Origin of the sequence: Lactobacillus nasalidis (assembly GCF_016587775.1) — a bacterium.
GTDB lineage: Bacteria > Bacillota > Bacilli > Lactobacillales > Lactobacillaceae > Lactobacillus > Lactobacillus nasalidis.
The window spans coordinates 1-1,362 of sequence record NZ_BOCG01000210.1 but is presented as its reverse complement, the minus strand read 5'-3'; the positions used below and the strand labels follow the sequence as shown (position 1 = coordinate 1,362).

The window sequence follows — 1,362 nt, the reverse complement described above, 5'->3', positions numbered from 1 at the left end:
GTCCTTAATGATCGTCCGGGCAATCGCCAGCCTTTGCCGCTGGCCGCCGGAAAAGTTGGCCCCGCCAGCTTCAACCACGGCATCCAGGCCGCCGTTTTCCTTGACGAAGCCGGCCGCCTGCGCGATTTCCAGGGCATGCCACATTTCTTTTTCGCTGGCTGTCGCCTTGCCAAAGAGCAGGTTCGACCGGACCGTCCCTTTAAACAGGACTGCCTTCTGCTGGGTCAGCGAAATCAGCCCGTGCAGATCGTTCTGGCGCAGGTCGGTGACCGCAACCCCGTTGACCTTGACTTCGCCTTGCTCAACGTCAAGCAGGCGCGGAATCAAGTTGACCAGGGTGGATTTGCCCGACCCGGTGCCGCCAATCAAGGCCAGGGTCTGCCCGGCCGCGGCTTTAAAGCTGATCCCGCTTAGCGCCGGGTCTTCGGCACCGGCATAGCGGAATGACACCTGGTCAAATTCCAGGTTGGCTGGTCCCTGCGGTGCTTTGACCGGCTGGACCGGATCCCGCAATTGATTCTCCGCGTCCAAGACCTCGTTGATCCGCCTGGCGGAAACTGAAGCCCGGGGAATCACGATGAAAAGCATCGACAGCATCATGAAACTCATCAGAATCTGCGTAGCATAGGTCAAAAAGGTGAGCAGGCGGCCGACTTCCATGATCCGCCCGGCAATCAGCCGGCTGCCCAGAAATACGATCCCCACGTTGGTCAGGCTCAAAACCAGCGTCACGGCTGGCAGCATGAAGGAAATGATCGTGTACGCCTTAATGCCCGTTTTGGTATAGTCGCGGTTGGCAGCAGCGAACCGGTCCTGCTCGCGCTGATCCTGCCTAAAGGCCCGGATGACTCTGACCCCGGTCAAGCCTTCTCTGAAGATCAAGTTGATCCGGTCGGTTTTTTGCTGGATGCTCTTGAAAAGCGGCATCGCGAGATACATCAGCAAACCGATGATCGCTGCCAAAAGCGGCAGGGAAATCGCGAAGACCGTAGCCAGGCGCGGCTGCTGAAGATAAGCCAGAATGCAGCCCGCCACCAGCATGATCGGCGACTGCATCAGCATTCTCAACAGCTGCATGAAAGTCATCTGCACCTGCACGACGTCGTTGGTCGTTCTGGTGATCAAGGACGACTGCCCGAAGCGGCTGATTTCCTCATCAGAGAAGCTGAGCACCTTGGCAAACAGCATCGCTCTCAGCCGCTGGCCAACCTGCATGGCCTGGTGGGCCGCAAAGTAAATGTTTCCCAAAGCCGCCAGGAGCCCGATTCCGGCCACCAGGAGCATCCTGCCCCCGGTCTGCCAGATGTAGGGCAAGTTTTTGCCAATGACCCCCTTGTCGACCAAGTCGGCCGTGACCGTCGG

Annotated in this window: 1 protein-coding gene; it reads right to left on the bottom strand. The window is 58.8% G+C overall.

Annotated features, from left to right (window positions below):
• Positions 1-1,362: ABC transporter ATP-binding protein (locus tag lacNas_RS03560; RefSeq protein WP_201346600.1), on the bottom strand; the 1,362-nt coding region annotated here is incomplete at both ends.